Origin of the sequence: Paenibacillus sp. FSL H8-0104 (assembly GCF_038050215.1) — a bacterium.
Lineage (GTDB): Bacteria > Bacillota > Bacilli > Paenibacillales > Paenibacillaceae > Paenibacillus > Paenibacillus amylolyticus.
Window position 1 is genome coordinate 5,354,293 of record NZ_JBBOTC010000001.1, and the last position, 18,362, is coordinate 5,372,654.

Annotated in this window: 15 protein-coding genes and 1 pseudogene; 5 read left to right on the forward strand and 11 right to left on the reverse strand. The window is 47.4% G+C overall.

Features of this window, described 5'->3' with window-relative positions; translation table 11 throughout:
- Window positions 1–24: 24 nt before the first annotated feature.
- Both NST38_RS23560 and NST38_RS23565 read right to left on the reverse strand, forming a co-directional pair.
- The gene (locus NST38_RS23560; protein WP_076252929.1) at window positions 25–1,188 is read right to left on the reverse strand and encodes an iron-containing alcohol dehydrogenase; all 1,164 of its coding nucleotides are present in this window, start codon (window positions 1,186–1,188) and stop codon (window positions 25–27) included.
- A gap of 92 nt (window positions 1,189–1,280) precedes the next feature.
- Window positions 1,281–1,868, reverse strand: coding sequence for an MSMEG_1061 family FMN-dependent PPOX-type flavoprotein (locus NST38_RS23565; RefSeq protein ID WP_256720106.1), 588 nt, complete (start codon window positions 1,866–1,868; stop codon window positions 1,281–1,283).
- Window positions 1,869–2,106: 238 nt separating this feature from the next.
- Here NST38_RS23565 and NST38_RS23570 point away from each other — a divergent pair, with 238 nt between their 5' ends.
- Window positions 2,107–4,134, forward strand: a complete 2,028-nt coding sequence (locus NST38_RS23570; RefSeq protein ID WP_076252930.1) for a leucine-rich repeat protein — start codon at window positions 2,107–2,109, stop codon at window positions 4,132–4,134.
- Window positions 4,135–4,196: 62 nt separating this feature from the next.
- Here NST38_RS23570 and NST38_RS23575 read toward each other — a convergent pair whose 3' ends face one another.
- From NST38_RS23575 to NST38_RS23585, 3 genes are read right to left on the reverse strand one after another with little or no spacing between them, the layout of a single operon-like run.
- Window positions 4,197–5,795: a UDP-glucose--hexose-1-phosphate uridylyltransferase gene (locus NST38_RS23575; protein ID WP_076252931.1), complete on the reverse strand. Its 1,599-nt coding sequence runs from the start codon at window positions 5,793–5,795 to the stop codon at window positions 4,197–4,199.
- Between the two features lie 14 nt (window positions 5,796–5,809).
- A complete protein-coding gene (gene galE, locus NST38_RS23580) occupies window positions 5,810–6,799 on the reverse strand; it encodes a UDP-glucose 4-epimerase GalE (RefSeq protein ID WP_017686840.1) in 990 nt (329 codons plus the stop codon).
- A gap of 1 nt (window position 6,800) precedes the next feature.
- Window positions 6,801–7,982, reverse strand: coding sequence for a galactokinase (locus NST38_RS23585; RefSeq protein ID WP_076252932.1), 1,182 nt, complete (start codon window positions 7,980–7,982; stop codon window positions 6,801–6,803).
- A 153-nt stretch (window positions 7,983–8,135) separates the two neighbouring features.
- On the opposite strand from NST38_RS23585, the gene NST38_RS23590 reads away from it, so the two are divergent.
- Window positions 8,136–9,110: an AraC family transcriptional regulator gene (locus NST38_RS23590; protein WP_243391440.1), complete on the forward strand. Its 975-nt coding sequence runs from the start codon at window positions 8,136–8,138 to the stop codon at window positions 9,108–9,110.
- Between the two features lie 80 nt (window positions 9,111–9,190).
- Here the strand turns inward: NST38_RS23590 and mgrA are convergent, their stop codons facing one another.
- The 6 genes from mgrA to NST38_RS23620 all read right to left on the reverse strand — a co-directional run bounded on the left by mgrA (window position 9,191) and on the right by NST38_RS23620 (window position 14,700).
- On the reverse strand, window positions 9,191–10,198 hold the full coding sequence (gene mgrA / locus NST38_RS23595; protein ID WP_076252933.1) for an L-glyceraldehyde 3-phosphate reductase: 1,008 nt from the start codon (window positions 10,196–10,198) through the stop codon (window positions 9,191–9,193).
- Window positions 10,199–10,276: 78 nt separating this feature from the next.
- Window positions 10,277–11,017: an NAD-dependent protein deacylase gene (locus tag NST38_RS23600; protein WP_076252934.1), complete on the reverse strand. Its 741-nt coding sequence runs from the start codon at window positions 11,015–11,017 to the stop codon at window positions 10,277–10,279.
- 272 nt (window positions 11,018–11,289) lie between these two features.
- Window positions 11,290–12,057, reverse strand: a complete 768-nt coding sequence (locus NST38_RS23605; RefSeq protein ID WP_076252935.1) for an HAD family hydrolase — start codon at window positions 12,055–12,057, stop codon at window positions 11,290–11,292.
- A 64-nt stretch (window positions 12,058–12,121) separates the two neighbouring features.
- Window positions 12,122–12,886, reverse strand: a complete 765-nt coding sequence (locus NST38_RS23610; RefSeq protein ID WP_076252936.1) for an alpha/beta fold hydrolase — start codon at window positions 12,884–12,886, stop codon at window positions 12,122–12,124.
- Between the two features lie 94 nt (window positions 12,887–12,980).
- The gene (locus NST38_RS23615) at window positions 12,981–13,646 is read right to left on the reverse strand and encodes a bifunctional 2-keto-4-hydroxyglutarate aldolase/2-keto-3-deoxy-6-phosphogluconate aldolase (protein ID WP_017686833.1); all 666 of its coding nucleotides are present in this window, start codon (window positions 13,644–13,646) and stop codon (window positions 12,981–12,983) included.
- Window positions 13,647–13,734: 88 nt separating this feature from the next.
- Window positions 13,735–14,700 (reverse strand): sugar kinase, encoded by a 966-nt coding sequence (locus NST38_RS23620; RefSeq protein WP_076252937.1) that lies wholly within the window; start codon window positions 14,698–14,700, stop codon window positions 13,735–13,737.
- Window positions 14,701–14,922: 222 nt separating this feature from the next.
- Here NST38_RS23620 and NST38_RS23625 point away from each other — a divergent pair, with 222 nt between their 5' ends.
- The 3 genes and pseudogenes from NST38_RS23625 to ilvD all read left to right on the forward strand — a co-directional run bounded on the left by NST38_RS23625 (window position 14,923) and on the right by ilvD (window position 18,332).
- On the forward strand, window positions 14,923–15,963 hold the full coding sequence (locus NST38_RS23625) for an acyltransferase family protein (RefSeq protein ID WP_076252938.1): 1,041 nt from the start codon (window positions 14,923–14,925) through the stop codon (window positions 15,961–15,963).
- 123 nt (window positions 15,964–16,086) lie between these two features.
- Window positions 16,087–16,329, forward strand: a pseudogene (locus NST38_RS23630) (KGG domain-containing protein); the annotation flags it as partial.
- Window positions 16,330–16,646: 317 nt separating this feature from the next.
- Window positions 16,647–18,332, forward strand: a complete 1,686-nt coding sequence (gene ilvD, locus NST38_RS23635; RefSeq protein WP_036616973.1) for a dihydroxy-acid dehydratase — start codon at window positions 16,647–16,649, stop codon at window positions 18,330–18,332.
- Window positions 18,333–18,362: the final 30 nt, after the last annotated feature.

An 18,362-nucleotide genomic window follows, 5' to 3' on the forward strand; every position in this document is an offset into this window, starting at 1 on the left:
TTTCACTTTGCAGTGATTATAGAATTACAGAGAAGCCTTGTAGATGGATACAACATCTTCCCGTTGCAGTTTCTTGAAATTACCGAATGGTCCAAACAGCATCGCTTTGTCTGCCATTACGTCGATCTGGCTATCATCGATATCGTAATCAGCCAAACGGTTAGGGGCACCAATGGATGTCCAGAATTTGCTGAGCGCATCGATACCTTCTTCGGCAATCTGTCTGTCAGACTTGCCTTCTGGATTCACTTCAAATACATTGATCGCCAGGCGTTTGAAACGGTCCACATTGACATCCAGGTTATGTTTCATCCAGTGTGGGAACAAGATTGCAAGTCCACCGCCGTGTGGGATATCATACACTGCGGATACCGCATGTTCAATATTATGTGTTGCCCAATCTCCTGCGAGACCCATATTCAGCACGCCATTCAGTGCCATTGTTCCGCAATACAAAACCGTTTCGCGCAGTTCATAGTTCTCCAGGTCTTCAACCAGACGAGGCGCTGCTTCCATGACAGTACGCAGAATCGTCTCACAGAAACCGAGTTGAACCGGTGTATTGGCATCCAGATGGAAGTAATGCTCCAATACGTGGGACATCATATCCACCATGCCGTATACCGTTTGGTCCAGTGGAACAGTGTATGTATTCACTGGATCCAGGATAGAGAATGCAGGGAATGAGTATGCGCTACCCCAGCCCAATTTTTCTTGTGTATCCTGATTCGTAATAACCGAACCGGAGTTCATTTCCGAACCAGTTGCCGCCATGGTCAATACGGTACCGAGTGGAAGAGCGTCCTGTGCCACGGCTTTGCGCTGAGCAAAATCCCACATATCGCCATCATATTTGGCACCTACAGCGATAGCTTTGGAGCAGTCCAGTACACTGCCGCCACCTACAGCGAGGATCAGGTCGATGTTATTTGTTTTACAGAGGTCTACCCCTTTATGCACCGTAGAAAGACGTGGGTTAGGTTCCACACCTGCCAGTTCAGTCACTTCTGCTCCAGCTTCCTTAAGCAAACCGATCACTTGATCGTACAGACCACTGCGTTTGATACTGCCGCCACCATATACAAGCAGAACCCGTTTACCGTATTTCGGCACTTCTGTCTTTAATGCTTCCAGTTGTCCTTTGCCGAAAATCAGCCGGGTTGGATTATAGAATTGGAAAGATCTCATATCTATTGTCGCCTCCAATGGAGTTTAGTATTTTTGTGCAACTCCAATTATAGTACCCTGTTTATAGAAAAACAAATCGATAGTCACTCACTTTATAACAACCCGTTAATCTCCAAATGAGCTCGAAACATCTCGCTTGATGAAGGCAAATTCTCAGCATCCACCCATGTTTCTGTGTCCCATAATCCAGCCTGTTTGAATGCCCGCGGACAATGGATAAAACACTCTTCCACATCTACAATAACAGCCGCACCTATGGTTTTACCACTCCAGCCCATACTGGCGATGAATTCCTCATCCTTAGTAATGGATGCTGTGCCATTAATACGCAGCACTTCATTCATACCCGGAATCAAAAAGAGCATACCAATACCAGGGTTCGACAACATGTTCAACAACGAGTCTATCCGCCGATTGCCTGGGCGTTCGGGATAAACGAGCCGATATGTATCATAGACTTTCACAAATCCTGCTCCATCACCCCGAGGTGACACATCACTTTTTCCATCACGATCGGAGGTGGAGAGGAAAAATAATGGTGACATGGATATAAAGTTCTGAACATGTGAATCCACAAATGAAATTGCCTTGTTACGCACATGTTCATGCGGTTCACCCACCATGCCTTGCAGTTCCTCAGCATCTGTAATCAACGGAATATTCAATGCCTTCTTTTCCAATTATTCGTCCCCGTTTCTTCATTGAGTTATGTTTTCAATGGCTTTCCACCATTATACATGCGGGAACTGACATCTTCCATTTCTGAGAACGAGTATGAGTGCCGTCATTCAAATACCGGGCCCCCATGTCCCCTCGGGTCACCTATTGGAGATTCAGTATTGTTAATCTCATCTAACAGTTGTACTGTAACCAAAAGAACTTCAAAATTCTTAATATAAATATAAGGAGGTTATTGGATTGAAAAAAGCAAGCATCTTCGTCTTTGCTCTGCTAATGTTCCTCGCACCCTGGGGACAGATGGTTATGTATGCTGAGCCGAATAAAGAAAAAGACTTCATAACGAGCGCTAATGCTCATGGAATCACAATAAACGACTATGTGGGCACTTCGAAAGATGTCATTATTCCCGAAACCATTGGCGGTCAACCAGTTACTTCTATTGGTGAAAAAGCATTTTACAGCGATCATTTGACTTCTGTAGTTATTCCGCATACCGTCTCCACTATTGGAGAAAGGGCATTTGAAATAAATCAACTGACTTCTATCGTCATTCCAGAGACTGTCACGACTATTGGAGACTTGGCATTTGCATACAACCGGCTGACCTCTGTCGTCATTCCGGACAGTGTATCCACGATTGGGAACTCCACATTCACTAACAACCAACTGGCCTCTGTCGTTATTCCCGAGACTGTTATGTCGATCGGAAATAGTGCATTTACAAACAATAAACTGACTACTGTCGTTATCCCAGAGAATGTCTCAACTATTGGGAACTGGGCTTTTGCATCTAACCAGCTGACTTCCATTGTTATTCCAAATCGTGTCTCTTCCATTGGACATGCTACATTTATGGACAATCAACTGACTTCTGTTGTCATTCCGGATAGTGTCTCCTCTATCGGGGCGATGGCATTTGCGGACAATCGGTTGGCGACTGTCTTCATTCCAGCTAGTGTCTTGTCAATTGGTTTCTTAGCGTTTGATGGTAACTCATCCCTTATTATTACGGGTTTTGATCCTTCAGAGGCTCAAGATTTCGCTTACTGGGATAACATTCCCTTTCAAAAACTGAATGTGGTCGTCTCCTTTGACTCCATTGGAGGGAGCCCGGTTGCAGTCACTCAAGCCACTTATGGGCAAACCATTGTTACTCCCACTCAGCCTACCAAGGACGAGTTTTTGTTTGAAGGCTGGTACATAGATTCGGTATACTCCCTTCCCTGGGATTTTGCCAGAGATACCGTGACTGGGGACATCACACTGTACGCCAAGTGGACGAGTTCAGTGACAACTGCGTCCAAATATACGAATAAGGAAGATCCCATTTCCGCTTTGACCGTCTCTTTTGATTCTCAAGGCGGAAGCCCCGTTTCCTCTACTATTACTAGGAATAATCAAGCAATAGCACCTCCCACTCAGCCCAGCAAAAGCGGGTTTTCATTTGATGGATGGTACATAGATTCGGCATTATCTCTTCCCTGGAATTTTGACCGAGATACCGTAAGTCGGGACATAACGCTATATGCCAAATGGGTAAAGACTGCTAGCTCTAAAAACCATGGTGGCAGTTTTTCTTCTTTCTGGACCAGCAGTTCTCCTACTTCCACATCTCCCCAGGAACCTGATACAGAAACGGAATTTAAAACCGAACCTAAACTTAAAGTTGAACCTGAACCTAAAGTGCCAATAACATCATTGACCCCAGTTGTATTCAGTGATATTTCAACCCATTGGGCACGCTTGATGATTGAAAGTATCGCTGCACGTGGTCTGATAACGGGATATCCCGATGCCACATTCAGGCCTAATCAGCCAATCTTGCGTAAACACATGGCTGGTATAATCAACGGAGCGTTTGAGCTACCCATAATCCGAAAGGCTGCTCCCTTTGAAGATGTAGAGCCCACACATCCCTACTTTGATGCTATATCTCGACTACAGGAGGTCGGCCTTATTGATGGATTCCATATTTCAAACGGCTTAAATGATTTCTTCCATCCGGATGCGGTACTTACACGGGCCGAGGCAGCAAAAATTCTGGTGCTCGCGCTGGACCTGCCGCTGATCCAAACGAGTTATTTTGAGGATGTCCCCTCCTCCCACTGGGCTCACGACTACATAGCCACACTGGCCCAGACTCGAATGGTTGTTGGATATCACGGACAGTTCAGGCCGGATGACTCCCTAACCCGAGCAGAGTTAGCTGCCCTGATCTATCGTTCAATTCCAACAGAACAAACGACTGGCTCACAACTCCGTTAAAAATCATATTCAAAAAAACACCAGCCCTTGTATTATGGGCTGGTGTTCATCGTTATACATGTCTATTCAGTGTATCCCATGCTGCTTACAAAACGACGGAAAGCTTGACGTCCTGCTTCATCATATTTGTAGACCCCTGCATGTTCCAGAATCTCGGCGAATTTCAAGCCAACTTCCTGTTGTACAATGGCAACGGCTTGTTCTTTGTCCAGGTTAGGACCAAACCGTTCAATCAATTCTTCCGCCCAGCCCAGGTGTTTGTTCAACACATGATCAGAAGCTTTGGCGGATTCAGCGAGTTTGGCATCTCCAGCGAGGATATCCGCGATACTGTCCAGTTCTTCTTTCAAACGACCTGGCAGGATGGCAAGCCCCATCACTTCGATCAGACCAATGTTTTCTTTCTTCAGATGGTGCATTTCACGGTGCGGATGGAAAATGCCTTCTGGATGCACATCATTTGTGCGGTTGTTACGCAAGACGAGATCCATCTCATACCCACCGTCTGCACTACGACGAACGATTGGTGTTACCGTATTGTGTGGTACTTGTTCCCCGTCTACTTCACTGAATGCTTCGATATCCACAGCAGAATCACTGTAGACCTTCCACGCTTCATATACGGCGTTACCCGCTTCTAGCAACTCTGCAGGATCGTGTGAAGCCAGACGCATCACAGACATTGGCCATTTCACAAGACTCAATGTAAGTCCAGGTGCATCCGCATGGCGGAAGACCGCCTCTGGCTGTGCATTTTGAATAGCGAATGTATGACGTCCACCCTGGAAATGGTCATGTGTCAGAATCGACCCACCTACAATCGGCAGATCCGCGTTAGATCCGATAAAGTAGTGTGGGTACTCCCCGACAAAGGCAAGCAGTCTGCGCAGTGTATCTTTGGTTAATTTCATCGGCACATGATCATGATGGAAAATGATGCAGTGCTCGTTATAGTACACATACGGCGAGTATTGGAACAACCAAGGCTCGTTGTTAAGCTCCAACGGAATAACTCTCAGATTCTGGCGGGCCGGGTGATTCACCCGACCAGCGTAACCTACATTTTCACGACACAGTTGGCATTTTGGATATACCGGAGGCGGAAGCAATTTCGCCATGGCAATTTCCTTTGGACTTTTCTCCGGTTTTGACAGGTTGATAGTAATCTCCATGTCTCCATAGGCCGTGTCCTGTGTCCAGTAGACGTTCTTCGAGATCCGATCCATCCGAATGTAGTTGGAGTTAATCGACAAGTCATAGAATTGAGATGTGGCCGCCTCAATGCCTTCCGTCTGCTCCGTGTGGCGGAATGTGCGTACCACTTCAGATGGGCGTGCCATCAAATGGCCCATGATTTTGGCATCCAGCAAATCACGGAATGTATCGCTATTTTCAGGAATGAGTCCAATAGTGAATCCATAATCGATCAACGTATCCAGCATCGCCTGTGGGCCATCGGGCACTGTCGTGTCCAACGCTCCGGCATAAGGCTCTGAGAATCCGAATTGTTCCAGCAAGAGGTTGCGGCTGTAATCCCAATCCGCTTCCTCGATTAATTGTTTCTGCAAGGCAAATGCAACCAGACGTTCAATGGCATGCAGTGCTTCCTGCTGCTCCGGTGTCCGCTCTGTGGCACCTGCTGCAATATGAGTCTGTGACATAAGGTGTTCGCCTCCTAGTTTTTTCCGTAGCCGTCAGGACGTGATTGGTGCCAGCTCCAAGCGCTTTGAATGACATCTTCCAGATTGGTCCATTTTGGATTCCAACCCAGGACAGATCTTGCTTTTGCAGATGAAGCTACCAGCACAGCCGGATCACCTGCACGACGTGGCTCCTGTACAACCGGGATATCCAGGCCAGTCACTTTTTTGGCTGTTTCGATCACTTGTTTCACTGAGAATCCTGTACCGTTACCAAGATTGAACACATTACTGTTCTCACCTTTACGAAGATAATCTACTGCACGCAGATGTGCATCAGCCAAGTCGCTCACGTGGATATAGTCACGGATACATGTGCCATCTTCTGTTGCATAGTCGTCACCAAACACGGCGATGTGCGGGCGTTGTTTCAATGCTGTTTGCAGTACAAGTGGAATCAAGTGACTCTCTGGTTGGTGATCTTCACCAATTTTACCGCTGTCATGTGCACCAGCTGCATTGAAGTAACGCAGGGAAACGTATTTGATATCCTGAACTTTATCGAACCATGACATCATGCGTTCCATCATCAGCTTTGTTTCACCGTATACGTTGGTTGGTTCTGTACGATCGCTCTCTTCGATTGGCACTTTCTCAGGCTCACCGTAGGTAGCTGCTGTAGAGGAGAAGACGATGCGGCGTACGTTCGCTGCATTCATCGCTTCCAACAGACAGAGTGTACCAAACACGTTGTTGTCATAATATTTAACCGGGTCTTTCATACTCTCGCCTACGAGTGAGTTGGCTGCAAAGTGAATGACTGCATCGATTGAATTCTCAGCGAACAGCTTCGCCAGAATTTCTTTGTCACGCAGATCCCCTTCATACAACTTACCGCCGAGCAACGCTTCACGATGCCCTGTCTGCAAGTTATCCAGTACAACAACCTCTTCTCCACGTTCCAACAATGCTGCTACCGTATGAGAACCAATATACCCTGCTCCACCTGTCACCAAAATTGCCATTTTACTTCGCCTCCTTCAATTCTTTAACACCGTCACCTACACCGCATACATAGAAATCACCTTTGAGACGGGTACGCGCTTCATATGCAGCGCCCACTTCACTTACAAAACGCTCGACATCATCTTCATGCACAAGTGATACGGTACAACCGCCAAATCCTGCGCCAGTCATCCGGGCACCAAGCGTGCCTGGAATCCGCTGAGCTTCTTCAACCATAACATCCAGCTCATCACAGCTTACTTCGTACAAGTCACGAAGTGATTCATGAGAAGCGTTCATCAGCTTGCCGAAGGTTTCCAGATCGTTACCCTGCAATGCTTCGACTGATGCGAGAACACGTGCGTTCTCTTCCACGACATGCTGCGCACGCTGCCTTACTTTCTCATCCTTGATCTGATCCTGTAGTGTTACGAACTGCTCTGGCGTCAATTGAGCCAGATAATTCAGTGCAGGCAGCTGTTCCTTCAAGATGGCAAGTGCCTGCTCGCATTGGGAGCGACGTTCATTGTAAGCCGAATCCACCAACCCGCGGCGTTTGTTTGTGTTACCGATGACCAGTTTGTAGGCACCTGTACGGAAAGGAACCTTTTCGTATTCCAGTGTGTCACACATCAGCAGGATCGCGTGATCTTGTGCACCGTTTGCGACAGCGAACTGATCCATGATTCCACAGTTGACACCTACGAACTCATTTTCCGCTTTCTGGGACAAAAGCGCCAGTTGAACCGTATCAATATCCGCTACGCCCTCCAGAGACTGAATCGCAAATCCGGTGAGCACCTCCAGTGATGCAGACGATGAAAGTCCTGCCCCATTCGGAATCTCCCCGTGATACAGGAAGTCATACCCTTTTGTTACATTCACGCCTTTGCCCTGCAATTCAACCATGACACCAACAGGATAGTCGGTCCATTCTCCGGTTTTTTCCTTACCTATGGAGGAAGTGTCTAGTACCCCTTCATAAGACATGTTCGTGGAAGCCAGTTGCAACTTGTTGTCCTCACGCTCACGAATGATCAATGTTGTTCCGAATTCAAGTGCTGCCGGAAGCACGTATCCACCGTTATAATCAATGTGCTCACCGATCAGATTCACACGCCCAGGGGCATGAAATACACGGATGTCCGCTCCACTCTCTCCGTACTTCTCAATAAACTTTTGTTTCAATTCAGTTACGTTCACTGCTGGTGCACCTCGCCTCGTTGTTGTGGTTTTCTTAATGTTATTATATAAGAAAGCGGTGCCTCTTGTAATGCAACCATGTGTGTTTCATATGGATAAATGTGACCTTAAGGCGTATAATGATCGGAGCATCCCGGAAAGAAGGAAACGACCATGTCAGATCAATCCAACCCCAAGAAAGAATCCCTTGCATCTTCTAACGAAAAAATACAGGAATCACCTTCCGGTAAAAGCGGAGCACTCAGTTATTCGGTTGCCTCCAATCCGGTCTATTATGAACAAGGCGCACTGCATGTCCTGTTTGCCGGAGCAAGCCAGACCCTTCCGGGTCACGCCCTCGGTCCTAAATTGTTTGATTATTATCTGCTGCATTATGTAGAAAAAGGGGCGGGTACGTTCCGTACCGAACTGCACACCTACGAGTTATCCGCAGGTGATTGTTTCCTCATTCATCCTGGGCAACTGGTAAGTTACCAGTCTCACGCCCGCAACCCATGGCAATATCGCTGGATTGCCTTCACAGGTAGCCAGGCTGGCCAACATACCGAGGAAGCCGGGTTCCGCCCGGAGAAGTCCGTTTTTCATGCTGGACCATCCTGTGGAATATCCGATTGGCTATCCGTGATGCAGGATGCTTTTGCCGAGCGCAAAGAAAGCTCCCATTTCACATCACTGGGTACGTTATATATGATTCTAGCCGAAGCACAGAATCACCTTTCGCAGGGCCAAACCTTAATTCCAGGTGAATCCTCCATCCGACGTACGGTGAAACAGATGATTCAATATATGTCTACCCAATATGCCTACCCTGTCTCCATTGAACAAATGTCTGCGAGTCTTGGATACAACCGCGCGTATTTATCCCGTATTTTCAAACAGGAAACCGGTCTTTCACCAGTCACCTATCTGCTAAAACTACGGATCGACAAGTCGCGCCAACTCCTGAGAGAACGCCCGGATCTGTCCATCGAACAGGTATCTGCATCGGTTGGACTGCCAGACGCACTATATTTCTCCAAACAGTTCAAACGATTTCACGGTGAAGCGCCTAGCTTGTATCGAGAGAAAATACTGTCCCGTCCACTACATCAGGGGTTACAGCAGAATGCTCAACAAATCAAACGGTGAGCAACACAACGGACGGAACACGTACGACAAAAAAAGGTGCATTCCGCCATTATGGCTAAGATGCACCTTTTACACTTTATTTATTTGTCATCAGGCTCTGGAGACAGGATGGATTCAATCCGTTCCAATTCCTCTGTAGAGAAATCCAATTGGCTGAGTGCAGCCACATTCTCTTCAATCTGGGAAGGACGACTTGCGCCAATAAGCGCGGAAGTTACCCTGCCATTACGCAACACCCATGAGAGTGAAAATTGGGCCAAACTCTGACCACGGGCTGCTGCAATCTGGTTCAGCGCACGCACTTTGCGGAGCGTCTCTGGAGAGATGTTGTTTTCATTCAGGAATACCGACGGTCCTTTGGCACGTGAGTCTTCCGGGATACCATTCAAGTATTTGTTCGTGAGCACACCTTGTGCCAATGGACAGAATGCAATACTGCCTGTTCCATACTCATCCAGCACGTCCTGCAAACCATCTTCAATCCAGCGGTCCAGTAGCGAGTATTTCGGTTGATGGATTAACAGAGGCGTACCCAGACCTTTCAGAATTTCGGTAGCCTGTCTTGTCTGCTCTGCAGGATAGTTGGATATCCCCACATAAAGGGCTTTGCCCGAGCGAACAATATGATCCAGTGCCATCATCGTTTCTTCCAAAGGCGTTTCGGGATCATAACGATGTGAATAGAAAATATCCACATAATCCAGGCCCATACGCTTCAAGCTCTGATTCAGACTGGATACCAGATTTTTGCGTGAACCCCACTCGCCATACGGCCCGGGCCACATATAATACCCCGCTTTGGTGGAGATCACCAGTTCATCACGATAAGGTTTCAAATCCTGGGCCAGTACCTGTCCAAATAACTGCTCTGCCGAACCTGCCGGTGGGCCATAGTTGTTGGCAAGATCAAAATGTGTAATACCCAGATCAAATGATCGGGTAATCATATTACGACCATTCTCAGCGTTATTGATACCGCCAAAATTATGCCACAGCCCCAGTGAAATCGCTGGCAGTTTCAAACCTGAACGTCCAACGCGGTTATATTTCATCGTTTCATAGCGAGTATCGCTTGCTACGTAGACCATTATGAATCCCTTCTTTCCCCAGGTTCCGCCTCTTGTATCCGGTCTATACCGGAGAATGCGGTTATTCAGTCCATACGTTCAACCAAGAAGCTGGTCTACATTATTCATTACCTCACCAATCGGCTCTGTAATCAGCAAATCAGCTCTGCTGTCGTAAGCGGTAGGTGTAGCGTTGAGCAGAACGGTATGTTTTCCCTGAAAATACGTAATTAACTGGGCCGCCGGATATACCGTCAGTGACGTGCCTCCCACGAGTAACAGATCTGCAGAAGACAGTGCATCAATGGAACGATACAATGTCGTCTGATCCAGCTCCTCTTCGTACAGCACCACATCCGGTTTGATCACACCACCACATGTGGTACAGCGAGGCACGGTATCTTGGGACTGTATAATATCATTTAGCGTATAAAACTGCTTGCAATCCATGCAGGCATTACGATGAATTGAACCGTGAAGCTCAAAAACATTGCTACTGCCTGCCTTCTGATGTAGTCCGTCGATATTTTGCGTGATCACTGCCAGAAGTTTTCCCTCCTGCTCCAGACGGGCCAATAGTCGATGGCACCCATTCGGTTCCGCATCTGGATGAAGCATTTTGCCACGATAAAAATCATAAAAAATATCGGCATGTTGATCAAAAAAATGTCGGCTTAATAACTCTTCCGGTGGATAAGGCGAATGCTGCTCCGTCTGATACAGACCCGCAGCCGAGCGGAAGTCGGGAATCCCGCTTTCCGTTGAAGTCCCTGCCCCTCCGAAAAAAACAATCCGGGAGCTTTCCTGAATCCAGGCAGCCAGTTGTTCTGTTGCGTTCATCCTCTCTCCTCCTTTTATTTACTATATAAATTGAACTAAAGAATATTTACACTGACCACTCCGATGACAGAACAACCTTCCGATCGCTGTTATCCCCAGATTTTTTTTGATTCCTTTCCTAAGGGGAAAATCCGAGGATAGCATATGCTTCCGATGTAGCTTTCTTTTAGAAAGCTTTTAGGCGAACGCTCCGTTTCTTCAGGTTATTTCTGTCCTCTCCATTTCGTGTAAATGTTAGTTCAATTTATATAGTCCAATCAGGTCAGGGTGACTTATATAATCACGCTTATCTCATTATAATGACGAATACTGGCATGGGCATCAACCAGGTGAGATCCTTGATCTAACTGCGAACAGTAACCGAGCGTATAGGATACCTCTGCGTGCCGCCCCATCTGCATATCCCCATTGCTGTCTCCAATTACAACTGCCTCCGCAGGATCGATATGTAATTCACGGCAAGCCAAGAGTGCTGCTTCTCCATCCGGTTTGCCCTGGGTCACCCGATCACAGCCCACAATGGAGGTGAAAAAGGAACGTATCCCCATCCAACCCAGATGTGTTTCTGCTGCCGCTGTACTGTCTGAAGTGACGACTGCCAGAGGTATGTCTGCTGCCCTGCAACTTTGTAAGAAAGCAAGTAATCCTGGCATCGGTTCAGCCGATTTGCGCTCTCTTACCGATCTCATGGCTACACTTGAAAATTTGCGTATCGTTGTGATCGCTTCATTCCATGGTATGCCTGATGCATATAGTTGCCCGGCAAGCAATCCCGTGCATTCATCCACAGTCGCAATGGCAAGTGGACCTTGCGGATCATAGCCGACAATGTGACCTTCTGCATTATGTATGGTGCCTAAGACGTGCTCCCGTTCAACCGTAAATGAAGCTCCAAGCTCATTCATACGTGCTTGTAACTGACTCAGCAACGTCTCTGCCCACGGCCCCCATAGCTGAAGGAATTCCAGCAGTGTTCCATCTTTATCGAACAGGATACCTTTACATGGGATCTGCACTCCATTCACTTGAAGCATGGTCATCCATATCACCTCCATTAAGTTATGCTATAAATGCATTCAACCCTTAATGCAGAATAATCAAAACCTACTTCATGGTACTTAACCAAGCGAGTACAGTCTTGACCGTCTGATTCAGCTGTTCTTCCCCACTCACTTCCGCCTCGCCATCTCCTTTTTGATGACCATAATCACCGAACTGGGCGTGGTTACCACCTTCAATGGTGTAATATACCGTGTCTTCTGGAAGATACATCCGTCCACTCTGATACTTCGTAGCATTCACGACTTCATCTTTAGTACCCAGAATAGATAAAGCAGGTATTCCAAGTGACTTTACGCTTCCTTTTTCATCCGGGTAAGATGCCAAGAAGAAGATCCCGTGAAGTGCATCAGGATGTGCGGCTACATAACGTGCAGCCATCGACCCGCCGAGAGAGTGTCCACCCATAACAAATTGTTCGTCCGAATATGCAGCCAGAATCTCATCTGCCAAGTTTGGCTTAAGCACTGCCAGGTTAACTGGCATCTTGGCAATAATCGTGTGATGACCCGCAGCAGCCAGCTCATGCGCAAGTGGTGCATAACTTTCCGGTTTTACCAGTCCACCAGGGTAGAAAAGCACACTTTTCCCCGTCGGTTTATCTGGCACAAAATCAATCCAGTTCTCTTGTTCACTCACCGTCACCGGATTGGCTGTTTCCATAGCTGTTTGAGCTGTTTCCTGTGGACCGTATGGTGTGAATAATTTCCACGCAACAAATCCACATCCAATGACAATGAGCGCCAGAAGTACGAGCAGGAATTTCCCGATGCCCCTCTTCTTGCGCCCTGTATTATACCGATTTCTCAACGTTAATCACCTTTCTTCACTTCCGCAGGTGCCGCGGCTCACAGAATTGGGAGCCTTTGTTTATCAGGCTCCCCTTCTACGAATTGAAAAAATATTATTCAGCCTTGGCCTTGCGGTAAGCATCCATATATTGTTCCGCTTTGCGACGGACATGACTCAGGTCACCCGTCTTCACAGCTTCCGATGTCAAGTCGGAGCCGATCCCTACAGCCACTGCTCCACCCTTGATCCAATCCCCCAGATTAGACAAGGATACCCCGCCAGTTGGCATAAAATTCGCCTGTGGCATAGGGCCCTTCATCGTTTTGATAATCGAAGGATCATACAGATTACCCGGGAACAACTTCACAATGTCCACGCCAAGTTCCAATGCGCGTTGAACGTCAGCAATCGTCATCACACCCGGCAGAATCGGAATTCGATACAGGTTGCAGATCTGAACCGTATCCGGATTCAGGGAAGGCCCAACTACAAACTCGGCACCCGACATGATGGCCGCTCTCGCCGTTTGCGGTTCAAGCACCGTTCCCGCACCAATAATCGCGAATTTCTCTGGATCTTGTGTGTTCCAATGGTATACACGGCTTAATTTTTCAATGGCTTTGAGTGCACTGGGTACTGTCATCGTAATCTCGATAACTTTAATGCCACCCGCAATCGCTTGCTCGGCCATGGCAATGACTTGATCCGCAGAATCTGCACGCAGAACTGCCACAACCCCATTGTCCGTAATCTTTTGCAACAGCTGAAGCTTCTTCATTTCATTCTCTCCCTTGTCAATGTGGTGGTTGTGTATACAAGCCTTACATTTAAGAACGAAGATGAGCCATATATGATTTCAGCAGCGACTAACGCTCAACATGGGCAACGTTGTTCAGCTTGGCCTCGACCTGCCCCCACGTCGGGAGCGCCTCCCAATCGCCAACAGCCTGTATAACCATGGAACCGGTCAAATTGCCGAGACGGGTTGCTTCCTGCGGGGAGTATCCTTTTAATAAACCCGATAAAAATCCCGCACAGAATCCGTCTCCTGCTCCTACCGTATCCAGAACATTATCCGCCTTAAAGTACGGAACTTCAGTTAGGGTACCATTCGCCAATACGTAGGTCAAATCAGGGCCACCCTTCACGATGCACACAGCATTCATGGCAGATAAACGCTCAAGTACTTTTTGATCATTTTCTTCGTTATATAGAAGTTTCATCTCGTCCAGACCCGGTAAAAAGTAGTCCGCCAGTTCAGCTAAACGCAGTATAACCGGACGGGCCTCATCCGCAGACCATAGTTTGAGACGCAGATTTGGATCAAAGCTTACTTTCACACCTGCCTGTTTGGCAATATGTATGGCAGCCTCTACCGTAGCAAGTCCTGACGGGCTTATCGCTGCCGTTATACCCGTAACGTGCAATATCTTCGCCCCGGCAATATAATCAGGATCAAGATCATCAGGTGTGATCGCACTTGCAGCAGATAACTTCCTATAATAATGCACCGAGGCTTTCCCGGAAGCGTTCTCACGAATCATCAAACCAGTTGGCTCGTGATCACTCAACCTTACCCGGGATACATCTACGCTTTCACCGCGAATGGCTTTCAGAATCATACTGCCGATCGGATCATTGCCCAAGCGTCCAAACCAACCACTGGTATGCCCCAGGCGGGATACGCCAATAGCCAGATTGCTCTCAGCACCCCCGAAAGACTTGTCCAGTGTGGCTGCATATTCCAGCCCTCTTGTATCCTTGGCAGTCAGCAAACCCATACTCTCCCCAAACGTAATAATTTCCGGGCTTGGATAGGGACTCGTTGACATGATTTCTTCCCTCCTTATAGTTACATTCCCTCATCTTCTTTTTCTATTGTCATCCTCTATGCAACCGTTGTCAATCCCGTTGCGTTCATTTTGTTGTCACAGCTTTGATAAAAGATAACGCTTACTAATGTGAATTAAATCACAATAGATAATGAACATCCATATTACCCTTATTACAGATGCAAATGACCTTGCAAACAGGGTCTATAAGGGGGCTACACCATGAAAAATCAGACACTGATCCGGGATGATCAGGAATCTTTCTTTTACAATCTGCGATTTATGCTTATCGTCTGTGTCCTAGCTGGTAATGCACTTGAACCACTCATTACACGTTTTGCAGGAGCGGAAGCTCTGTTCCTGTGGATATATACGTTTCACATGCCACTCTTTGTATGGGTAACCGGGTATTTTGCGACACACTCACTCCAAGGTGCATCTGGACGAAACGTCCTGAAGCAGATTGCACTACAGTATGTACTGTTTCAGTCCTTATACGCATTGATGGACTTCACCGTATTCCACACACCCCATATGCGGCTATCCTTCTTTGCACCTTACTTGCTGTTATGGTTTCTCGCGAGTCATTTCTGTTGGCGACTGTTGCTTCGTCTGACGATTTCCTGGAAACCGATATATCGGCTGATTGGATCGATTGCGCTTGGTGTAATTGCCGGGTATTTGCCCATCGACGGGTTCTGGCTCAGCTTCAGCCGTACGTTTGTATTTTTGCCGTTTTTTGTCATCGGTTATGACTATGGAGCAACCATCCGTTCACATTTATTATCCGGTTGGGGGCGAAAAACCGCAGCCATCCTCTCTGCTGCACTGTTGGTATGGATCGGGTATGGTGGTTTGAACATTTCATCCGGATGGTTACTCGGCAGCATGACGTACGCCGAACTGGGTCACCACGAATGGTATGCCGGTATCTTCCGGGTGGGTGTCTACTTGCTGGAAATCGCATCGGCAGCACTGTTCTTGGCTTGGGTACCTTCCTTGACTTCCAGACTGACGGACCTTGGACGACGCACACTCTATGTGTTCCTGTTGCATGGGTTTCTCGTTCGTCTCGCAATCTGGTCCGGAGTCTACAGTTATATGGGAAGCTCGGCGTATATTCCAGTCATACTTGTCATTGCCATACTCTTCGCAGTCACACTGGCTCTGCCGGCTGTACGTCACACGTTCAAACCCGTAATTGAACCAGATATATCCCGATTTTCTTTCAATCGACATGAGGTGTTTAAACGGTCGGCCTAATGCTCTGACAGATCTCTTCACCATCGATTCTATCCTGGTGTGTTGTTTCAGGCTGGAAATAAGGTGGTAAATTAGGGATACGCGCTACAAAAAACAACTTATCGTTGTAAGGAGTGATTTGTAATGGCACGTCAACCGACGTCAGAACACAAGATGAGCCGTGAGGAAGCTGGCAGATTAGGTGGCAAAGCGACTTCCAAGAACCATGATCGAAGCTTCTACCAGATGATTGGAAAAAAGGGTGGAGAAGCGACTTCAGATGCCCATGATACTGACTTTTACAAGCAGATTGGTCGCAAGGGCGGAGAAGCAACCTCCGAAACTCATAATAAGGAATTCTATCGTGAGATTGGACGCAAAGGCGGAAGCAACTAATGAATTCCGCTCGCCACATCGAAACATGATCATAGCTTTCCCGCAAATCAAGAAGTCTAATTCCATGAAAATGGTTTGAGGCTTCTTTCTATTGATTGTAGAAATATGACGACGGTTGTGATAGACTCAATAGAAAAACCGGGTGTTCACGGGTTTAAAGCAGCAAAGAATTTCACAAACTACGGGGAGCTCGACACCGGCATGCCGGTCCTTTTTTTTAGAGTACGGATGAAATTAAACGACAGATGCACTGCCATTTACTTTTCCATTCATGTTGCTCAATATTATATATTTGGGGGGAATACACCATGTCAGCCAAGAAGATGCGTTCCGATATGATCAAAAAAGGTTTTGACCGTGCACCACACCGGAGTTTGCTCCGCGCAGCGGGCGTTAAAGAAGAGGATTTCGGCAAGCCGTTTATTGCCGTATGTAACTCATACATCGATATCGTGCCCGGCCACGTCCACCTTCAGGAATTCGGTAAAATTGTAAAGGATGCTATTCGTGAAGCCGGTGGCGTTCCATTCGAATTCAACACCATCGGAGTAGATGATGGTATTGCCATGGGACACATTGGTATGCGTTACTCGCTGCCAAGCCGTGACATTATCGCGGATTCCGTGGAAACCGTTGTATCTGCACACTGGTTCGACGGCATGGTATGTATCCCGAACTGTGACAAAATCACACCAGGCATGATGATGGGTGCGCTTCGCGTAAACATCCCTACCCTGTTCGTAAGTGGTGGACCAATGAAAGCTGGTCGTGACAGCAATGGTAAAGCTCTTTCCCTGACTTCCGTATTTGAAGGTGTAGGTGCTTACCAAGCAGGTAAAATCGATGATAAGAGCTTGCTTGAACTTGAACAGTTTGGCTGTCCAACATGTGGATCATGTTCCGGTATGTTTACGGCAAACTCCATGAACTGTCTGGCAGAAGCGATGGGACTGGCTATGCCAGGTAACGGAACCATCCTTGCCGTTGCTCCTGAGCGTCGTGAGTTTGTTAAACAATCCGCTACCCAATTGATGGAACTCATCAAAATGGACTTGAAACCACGTGATATCGTAACTGTTGAAGCGATCGATAATGCGTTTGCACTGGATATGGCGATGGGCGGATCTACGAATACAGTACTGCACACGCTGGCACTGGCACATGAAGCAGGTATCGAGTATCCAATCGAACGTATTAATGAAGTAGCTAACCGCGTTCCACATCTGGCGAAACTTGCACCTGCTTCCGATCTCCACATCGAAGACGTTCACAATGCAGGCGGCGTAAGCGCAGTGCTGAACGAATTGCTCAAGAAACCAGGCGCAATTCATGGTGACTGCATTACAGTAACAGGTAAAACAATCCGTGAGAACGTTGAAGGAAAAGAAATTCAGGATACAAATGTCATTCATCACCTGGATAACCCGCATTCCGAAAAAGGCGGCCTGGCTGTATTGTTTGGTAACCTTGCACCACAAGGCGCTATCATCAAAGTGGGTGCAGTTGATGCTTCGGTTGGCGGATACCACAAAGGTCCTGCCATCTGCTTTGACTCCCAAGAGCAAGCGCTCGAAGGTATTGCTAACGGCAAAGTAAAAGAAGGACATGTTGTTGTTATCCGTTATGAAGGACCAAAAGGCGGACCAGGTATGCCTGAGATGCTGGCTCCTACTTCCCAGATCGTAGGTATGGGATTGGGTGCCAAAGTTGGTCTGATCACCGATGGACGCTTCTCTGGCGCATCCCGCGGAATCAGTATCGGACATATCTCTCCGGAAGCAGCTGAGGGTGGTCCAATCGCCTTTGTTGAAGAAGGAGACATCATCGAGCTGGATCTGAACAACCGTATCATCGAATTGCACATCAGTGACGAAGAGTTTGAACGTCGTCGCGCAGGTTGGAAAGGCTTTGAACCGAAAGTAAAAACCGGTTACCTGGCTCGTTATTCCAAACTGGTTACCAACGCAAGCAACGGTGGCGTACTGAGTATCTAATTCACTAATAAATAAAGGGTTGCTCTTCTG

Excerpts from the sequence above, each read along its gene's own strand:
- NST38_RS23560 (WP_076252929.1), bottom strand. The coding sequence starts at position 1,188 with ATGAGATCTTTCCAATTCTATAATCCAACCCGGCTGATTTTCGGCAAA.
- NST38_RS23575 (WP_076252931.1), bottom strand. The coding sequence starts at position 5,795 with ATGTCACAGACTCATATTGCAGCAGGTGCCACAGAGCGGACACCGGAG.
- galE (WP_017686840.1), bottom strand. The coding sequence starts at position 6,799 with ATGGCAATTTTGGTGACAGGTGGAGCAGGGTATATTGGTTCTCATACG.
- NST38_RS23590 (WP_243391440.1), top strand. The coding sequence starts at position 8,136 with ATGTCAGATCAATCCAACCCCAAGAAAGAATCCCTTGCATCTTCTAAC.
- mgrA (WP_076252933.1), bottom strand. The coding sequence starts at position 10,198 with ATGGTCTACGTAGCAAGCGATACTCGCTATGAAACGATGAAATATAAC.
- NST38_RS23600 (WP_076252934.1), bottom strand. The coding sequence starts at position 11,017 with ATGAACGCAACAGAACAACTGGCTGCCTGGATTCAGGAAAGCTCCCGG.
- NST38_RS23605 (WP_076252935.1), bottom strand. The coding sequence starts at position 12,057 with ATGACCATGCTTCAAGTGAATGGAGTGCAGATCCCATGTAAAGGTATC.
- NST38_RS23615 (WP_017686833.1), bottom strand. The coding sequence starts at position 13,646 with ATGAAGAAGCTTCAGCTGTTGCAAAAGATTACGGACAATGGGGTTGTG.
- NST38_RS23620 (WP_076252937.1), bottom strand. The coding sequence starts at position 14,700 with ATGTCAACGAGTCCCTATCCAAGCCCGGAAATTATTACGTTTGGGGAG.
- NST38_RS23625 (WP_076252938.1), top strand. The coding sequence starts at position 14,923 with ATGAAAAATCAGACACTGATCCGGGATGATCAGGAATCTTTCTTTTAC.
- ilvD (WP_036616973.1), top strand. The coding sequence starts at position 16,647 with ATGTCAGCCAAGAAGATGCGTTCCGATATGATCAAAAAAGGTTTTGAC.